The sequence below is a fragment of the Vreelandella stevensii S18214 genome, assembly GCF_000275725.1.
Classification (GTDB): Bacteria; Pseudomonadota; Gammaproteobacteria; order Pseudomonadales; family Halomonadaceae; genus Vreelandella; species Vreelandella stevensii.
Genome location: NZ_AJTS01000021.1, coordinates 40,685 through 47,339, shown reverse-complemented (window position 1 = coordinate 47,339; position 6,655 = coordinate 40,685). Strand labels below are relative to the sequence as shown.

6 protein-coding genes and 2 tRNA genes are annotated in these 6,655 nt (G+C 60.5%); 5 read left to right on the top strand and 3 right to left on the bottom strand.

Annotation, left to right across the window (positions count from 1 at the left end):
- A partial coding sequence (gene purM / locus HSS18214_RS17820) for a phosphoribosylformylglycinamidine cyclo-ligase (RefSeq protein WP_016914021.1) occupies positions 1–948 on the bottom strand: 948 nt, incomplete at its 3' end.
- A 192-nt stretch (positions 949–1,140) separates the two neighbouring features.
- Here purM and HSS18214_RS0104040 point away from each other — a divergent pair.
- Positions 1,141–2,244 carry an AI-2E family transporter gene (locus HSS18214_RS0104040; RefSeq protein ID WP_016914020.1) on the top strand — a complete coding sequence of 368 codons (1,104 nt, stop codon included), beginning with the start codon at positions 1,141–1,143 and terminating at the stop codon, positions 2,242–2,244.
- A complete protein-coding gene (gene hda, locus HSS18214_RS0104035; protein WP_016914019.1) occupies positions 2,241–2,945 on the top strand; it encodes a DnaA regulatory inactivator Hda in 705 nt (234 codons plus the stop codon). Before HSS18214_RS0104040 ends, hda begins: the two co-directional genes overlap by 4 nt.
- A 100-nt stretch (positions 2,946–3,045) precedes the next feature.
- Here the strand turns inward: hda and HSS18214_RS0104030 are convergent, their stop codons facing one another.
- Positions 3,046–3,420 carry a phasin family protein gene (locus HSS18214_RS0104030; RefSeq protein WP_016914018.1) on the bottom strand — a complete coding sequence of 125 codons (375 nt, stop codon included), beginning with the start codon at positions 3,418–3,420 and terminating at the stop codon, positions 3,046–3,048.
- Between the two features lie 359 nt (positions 3,421–3,779).
- On the opposite strand from HSS18214_RS0104030, the gene HSS18214_RS0104020 reads away from it, so the two are divergent.
- A complete protein-coding gene (locus HSS18214_RS0104020) occupies positions 3,780–5,156 on the top strand; it encodes a class II fumarate hydratase (RefSeq protein ID WP_016914016.1) in 1,377 nt (458 codons plus the stop codon).
- Positions 5,157–5,193: 37 nt separating this feature from the next.
- Here HSS18214_RS0104020 and HSS18214_RS0104015 read toward each other — a convergent pair whose 3' ends face one another.
- Positions 5,194–6,264, bottom strand: coding sequence for an endonuclease/exonuclease/phosphatase family protein (locus HSS18214_RS0104015; RefSeq protein ID WP_016914015.1), 1,071 nt, complete (start codon positions 6,262–6,264; stop codon positions 5,194–5,196).
- A 181-nt stretch (positions 6,265–6,445) separates the two neighbouring features.
- Here HSS18214_RS0104015 and HSS18214_RS0104010 point away from each other — a divergent pair.
- Both HSS18214_RS0104010 and HSS18214_RS0104005 read left to right on the top strand, forming a co-directional pair.
- A tRNA-Val gene (locus HSS18214_RS0104010) sits at positions 6,446–6,522 on the top strand.
- Positions 6,523–6,542: 20 nt separating this feature from the next.
- Positions 6,543–6,619 (top strand) — tRNA-Val (locus HSS18214_RS0104005).
- Positions 6,620–6,655 lie beyond the last annotated feature (36 nt).

Below are 6,655 nucleotides of genomic sequence, written 5' to 3'. Positions count from 1 at the left end.
GACGACTACCACCACCATGCCGATGCCGCAGTTCAGCACGCGGTGCATTTCGGTTTCGTTGACGTTGCCCTTGGCTTGCAGCCAGTTGAATACTTCCGGGCGCTGCCAGGTGGCCAGGTCGATGTGTGCCGCCAGGTGGTCGGGCAGCACCCGGGGAATGTTTTCCAACAGGCCGCCACCGGTAATGTGCGACAGCGCATGCACCGCCAGCTCCGTTTCACGCATCATCGAGAGCAGTGACTTGACGTAAATGCGCGTGGGAGCCATCAGCGCTTCGCTCAGCGGCTTGCCGTCCACCTGCTCTTCCAGCGACGCCTGGCTGACTTCGAGGATCTTGCGAATCAGGGAGTAGCCGTTGGAGTGGGGGCCGGAGGAGGCGAGGCCCAGCAGTACGTCACCTTCGGCGACCTTGCTGCCGTCCAGAATCTCTTCTTTCTCTACCACGCCGACGCAGAAGCCTGCCAGGTCGTAATCGTTGCCTTCGTACATGCCGGGCATCTCGGCGGTTTCGCCACCCACCAGGGCACAGCCGGCCAGCTCGCAGCCCGCCCCGATGCCGGTGACCACGTCGGCGGCGATATCCACGTCCAGCTTGCCCGTGGCATAGTAGTCGAGAAACAGCAGCGGCTCGGCACCGGCCACGATCAAGTCGTTGACGCACATGGCTACCAGGTCGATCCCAATAGTGTCATGCTTGCCCAGGTCCATGGCCAGACGCAGCTTGGTGCCTACGCCGTCGGTACCAGAGACCAGTACGGGTTGACGGTAACCCGCAGGCAGCTCGCACAGGGCGCCGAAACCGCCGAGGCCGCCCATGACCTCCGGGCGTGACGTGCGCTTGGCCACATGCTTGATGCGGTCCACCAGGGCATTGCCTGCATCAATATCGACGCCTGCGTCCTTGTAGCTGAGAGTGGGAGTCGACTGGGAAGAGGAGGTCTCGGTCATGACGGGTCCTGTGAAGCCTATGCAAAGCGATTGTGCTGGCAAATTGCCAGTGCCGGAGCGATAACGGCCTGCGATTGTATCACTGCGCGACGTAAGTCGCACCGATGGACACGTTATCAGGTGCGTGCAGGCCAGGTTTTGTTACTATTCAGTGCCTGACGCTGACCGTTTATCCAGGGAGGAGAGAATAAAATGCGACATTCATGGTGGGGCATCCTGTTTTTGGTGGCCCTGGTTGGCGTTGTGTATTTACTGGATGCGGTGCTCATGCCCTTCATTGCCGGACTGATTCTGGCGTACCTGGCAGACCCGCTGACCAACTATTTTCAGCGGCTGGGGCTGAAACGGGTGTGGGCGGTCAGCAGCGTATTTCTCATTCTGTTGCTGGTGCTGGCCATCAGTTTGCTGATCCTGATTCCGCTGGTCATCCAGCAGATCAAGCAGCTGGGTGAGATGGTGCCTGGCGTGTTCGACTGGGTGGAAAACTATCTGGCCCCGCAGGTGCAGGAGTGGACGGGGTATGATCTGCGTTCCGAGCTGGACAATGTTCAGGAGACGCTGGCCGACAATTGGCGCGACGCCGGTAGCTACCTGGCGCAGGCGCTTGGCCAGATTGGCCGTTCGGGCATGGCCTTCGCCACATGGGTGACCTACGTCGCATTGATTCCGGTGGTGACGTTCTACCTGCTGCTTGACTGGAACCGTTTGCTGAACAATCTGATCGACTTGATTCCGCGCCACTGGGTCGATGACGCCACGCGGCTGGCCAAACGCTGCGATGAGGTATTGGCGGCGTTCCTGCGAGGCCAGCTACTGGTCATGCTGTGTCTGGGCGTCATCTATGCCGTGGGGCTGACCCTGATGGGGCTGAATTTTGGCCTGTTGATCGGCGTCATTTCCGGGCTGGTCAGCATCGTCCCCTTCCTGGGGTTTATCGTTGGGCTCAGCAGTGCCTTGGTGGTGGCGCTGTTCCAGTTCGATAGCTGGTGGGCGCTGCTGGGGGTGCTGGGGGTATTCAGCCTGGGGCAGGTCATCGAAAGCGTCGTGCTGCAGCCCAAGCTGCTGGGTGACAAGATTGGCTTGCACCCGGTGGCGGTCATTTTTGCGGTCTTGGCGGGGGGCAACCTGTTTGGCTTGACCGGGGTTCTGTTGGCCTTGCCTGCGGCTTCGGTCATCATGGTGCTGCTCAAGGAGGTCAAGGAGCGCTACCAGAACAGTGCCTTGTATGATGAGACGCTGGAACCGACGTTACCGCCGCACGAACTGGGTCTCCAGGACAAAAGGGAGTCTTCATGAGCCGATTGCCGGCACAGTTACCGCTCGGGGTGGGGTTGCGTGATGACGCAACGCTGAACAACTACTACCCCTCGAGCGGTAATGCAGCTCTGGTACAGCACCTGACGCAGCAGCTGTCGCCAGATGCCGAGCCGTTTATCTATCTTTGGGGTGCGCCAGGCAGCGGCCGTAGCCACCTGTTGCAGGCGGCCTGCCACGCGGCCTCGGATCAGGACAAGCGTGCCCTTTACCTGCCGCTGGCCGACCTGGGCCATTTCCCGCCGCTGATGCTGGAGGATATCGAGCGTCTTGACCTGGTGGCCATCGACGACCTCGAATACGTCATCGGGCGCAAGCGCTGGGAAGAGGCGCTGTTCCACGCGTTCAATCGCTTGCGAGATGCCGGGAAGGCGCTCTTGATCGCCGCCAATGCGCCGCCCAGACGGCTGGAGGTCGTGCTGCCGGATCTGGCCTCACGGTTGACCTGGGGGGTGACGTTTCATCTTCATCCGCTGGATGATCAGGAGCGCCTGGCCGCCTTGAAGCTGCGGGCCCGGGTCAGGGGGATGGAATTACCTGACGATGTGGGCCGGTATATCCTGCATCGCGGCCCCCGAGAGCTTGGTGAGCTGTGCCGGGCGCTGGAGACTCTGGATCAGGCGTCGCTGTCGGCCAAGCGCAAGCTGACCATTCCTTTCGTGAAAGGCGCGCTCAACTGGTAGACACCATCGGTAGGCGCCATGAAAAAGCCCCGAGCACAGCGTGCTCGGGGCTTTTTACGTTGGGCTGGCCCCACTCACGTGTAGCCAGCCTGGCGTTTGATCAGGCGCTTTTGCTCATTTTGCTGGCAGTTGCCTGAGCCTGCTTGACGTTGTCTTCGGTCAGCTTCTGGCTTTTTTGCAGGAAGTCCTGCTGCAGCGATACCACCTTGTCGGCGTCTCCCTTGACGCGCTCGGCGAGTTCCTTGGCCACTTTTTGCTGGCTTTCCATGTAGCTGCGCAGGCCATCGGCATCCTTGACGCTCATCAGCTGACGCACCTGGGCGATGCCGGTGTCCACGTACGCTTTGTTCGCGTCCAGCTGGGCATTCAGCAGTTTTTCAGAGTAGTCGATGCTCAGGGTCATGTAAGCACGGGCAGGTGCCATGAACAGGTTGTCGAACTGCTGAGTCATTTCGTTGGTGTTGAAGGTACGCATGGTGATATCTCCTGGCCTTGTCTTGGGCAAAGTCTTAGACAAACGGGTTGCTGATCGAGTAGGGCAATCCAACATTCAAGGCTCAGCAACCGCGTTCCTGAAGCCACTTTCGCAACTGCCGACCTTATCTTGCTTTGCAGCATAACAGCTGTTTTTGTGCAGTGCAACATGGCGCAATGGCCTCTTGCCCTCCATGCTGTGGGGACGCTGTTTACCGATCCATGGAACATCGCTACACTTAAAGTTATGGATAATCATTATCATTTGTTTGTCGATGATGGCGACGCCAGCCATTAACAAGCGAACTGAACTCGATGAACGAACTGGGCTCGATGAGCCCATTGGAAAAGGAGAGCACCATGAGCACGCGGATTGAACGAGACAGCATGGGTGAGCTGGAAGTGCCCGCAGAAGCCCTTTACGGTGCCCAGACACAGCGGGCGGTGAACAACTTCCCGGTGTCGGGCACTCCGTTGCCCGCGGCGTTCATTCACGCCGTGGCGCGCATCAAACTGGCCGCCGCGCGCAGCAATCAGGCGCTGGGGCTGCTGGATGAACAGCGCGCCGCAGCCATCGAAAAGGCGGCCATGGCGGTGATCGACGGGCAGTACGATGAGCACTTCCCGGTGGATGTTTTCCAGACGGGGTCGGGCACATCGACCAACATGAATGTCAATGAGGTGCTGGCGACCCTGGCCAGTCGTGAAGGGGTCGAGGTCACGCCCAATGATCACGTCAACATGGGGCAGTCCAGTAACGATGTCATCCCGACCGCCATTCACCTGTCTGCGGCGATTGCGGTACATACCCAGCTCCGGCCTGCTCTGGTGCAGCTGAAAGAGACCATCGACCGTCGTGCCGAAGCGCTTTCCCACGTGGTGAAGACCGGGCGCACGCATTTGATGGACGCCATGCCGCTGCGCATGGACCAGGAGCTGGGCGGCTGGTCCAGCCAAGTGGGGCAGGCCATCGAACGTTTTGACAGCGCCCAGCAGCGGCTGTGCCGATTGGCCCAGGGCGGTACGGCGGTGGGCACGGGCATCAATGCGCCTGAAGGGTTTGCCGAGCGGGTAGCCGAGGACCTGAGTCGACAAACAGGGCTTTCTCTGGTGCCCAACGACAGCTTCTTCGCCAGCCTGGGCTCTCAGGATGCTGCCGTGGAGCTGTCCGGGCAGCTGCGCGGCTTTGCCTGTGTGGTGATGAAAATTGCCAATGACCTGCGCTGGATGAACTCTGGGCCACTGGCAGGGCTGGGTGAGATCGAGCTGGAGGCGCTGCAGCCGGGGAGCTCCATCATGCCCGGCAAGGTCAATCCGGTGATTCCCGAGTCCGCGGCCCAGGCGGCGGCTCAGGTGATCGGTCTGGACACGGCGGTGACCGTGGCCGGGCAGAGCGGTAACTTCCAGCTGAACGTGATGCTACCGCTGGTGGCGGCCAATCTGCTGACCTCCATTACGCTGATGAGCAATACCGCCACGCTGCTGGCCGAGCGGGCCATCGCCACCTTCAAGGTGCGCGAGGACAATTTGCAGGGGCCGCTGGCGCGCAACCCGATTCTGGTCACGGCGCTGAACAGCGTCATTGGTTACAACGCCGCTGCGGCCATTGCCAAGAAGGCGTATCAGGCGGGTCGGCCCATCATCGACGTGGCCGAGGAAGAAACCGACCTGGATCGCGCGACCCTGGAGCGCTTGCTGGACCCGGCGGTGCTCACTTGCGGGGGGATCCCTCAGTAAACACCATCGCTCTGGCCTGGTTCAGGCCAGCTTGGCGTCAGGTCTGCTGCTCTTCGCTCTTGCCTTGCGCAATGGTAGCGCTGGCTTCCTGGCGCTCTTCTTGACTGGCGGAAGGAGTGTCGTGCTCCTCCTGGCGCGCAGGCTGATAGCTGAGCGTCGCCAGGATGGGGAAGTGGTCCGACCCGAAGGCTTCCAGGCGCTCCATGTGGGTGAGCGTAAACTCCTCACTGACGAACACATGATCCAGCGGCCAGCGCAGCAGAGGGTAGTGGGCGTGAAAGGTGCTGAAGAGCCCGCGGCCGCGCCGGGGGTCGAGCATGCCACTGACCCTGCAGAACAGCCGCGTGGTGCGCGACCAGGCCACATCGTTGAGATCGCCCGCCACGATGGTGGGGAACGGCTCTTCGTGGACTTCCTTGCCTACCCATAGCAGCTCTGCGTCCCGCCACAGCGACTTTTCGCTCTCGCTGGGGGCGGGCGGTCTTGGGTGCAGGGCGTAAAAGCGAATCTGTTCGCCGTTGGCCAGAGTCATGCGCGTGTGGATGGACGGGATATCGTCCTGAATGAGCCACTTCACCTGTGGATTGCTCAGCGGCAGGCGTGAATAGAGATGCATGCCATAGAGGTTGTCCAGCGGCACCTTGACGCTGTGGGGCCACCGTTCATGCAGAGCGCTATCGAGCTGCTCTTGCCACCACTGGTCGGATTCGAGGGTGAGGACCACGTCTGGCTGATGGCGCTCGATCATGGCCAGCAGTTTCGCTGACTGTCGGTTGGGCGTGAGCACGTTGGCGATCAGCAGGGTCAGCGTCGGCGCCTGGCTGTCGGCGTGGGTGGCCTTGACCTGGACTGGCCAGCAGCGGGTCCATGGGATGATGTAGCGCAACTGAAGCAGCAGGCTCACCAGGGAAGCCGCCAGGGCAATGTTCTGCCAATTGCCAGCAGGCAGTATCAGGCCGCTCAGCAGCGCGCAGAGCGCCGCTGCGGTCGCCAGCTGCAAACGTGGAAACTCGACGCTGCGAATCCACCACCAGCGTAGGCGGACTCTGGCCAGCAGCGTGGCGAACAGGAGTGTCAGAGCGGTACAACCCAGTAGTGGCCCGAGCAAGCGATACCTCCCGGCATCATGATATGGCAATTTAATGTAGATGAAGCTTAGTGGTTACGTTTATCAAGTGTCGATATAATTCTTCCAGCTCAGGCGGTTGCCAGAGCCTTGCAGAGAAGAAGTCGTAAAAATGACTTGCAATTCAGCTATAAAGCCGTAGAATACGCATCCGTTGCACAGCAGGACCATAGCTCAGTTGGTTAGAGCGCCACGTTGACATCGTGGAGGTCGGCGGTTCAAATCCGCCTGGTCCTACCAATCATGTGCAGCCACGTTTCAGGACCATAGCTCAGTTGGTTAGAGCGCCACGTTGACATCGTGGAGGTCGGCGGTTCAAATCCGCCTGGTCCTACCAGATTCCTCAAAAAGCCCCGAGCATTGCTCGGGGCTT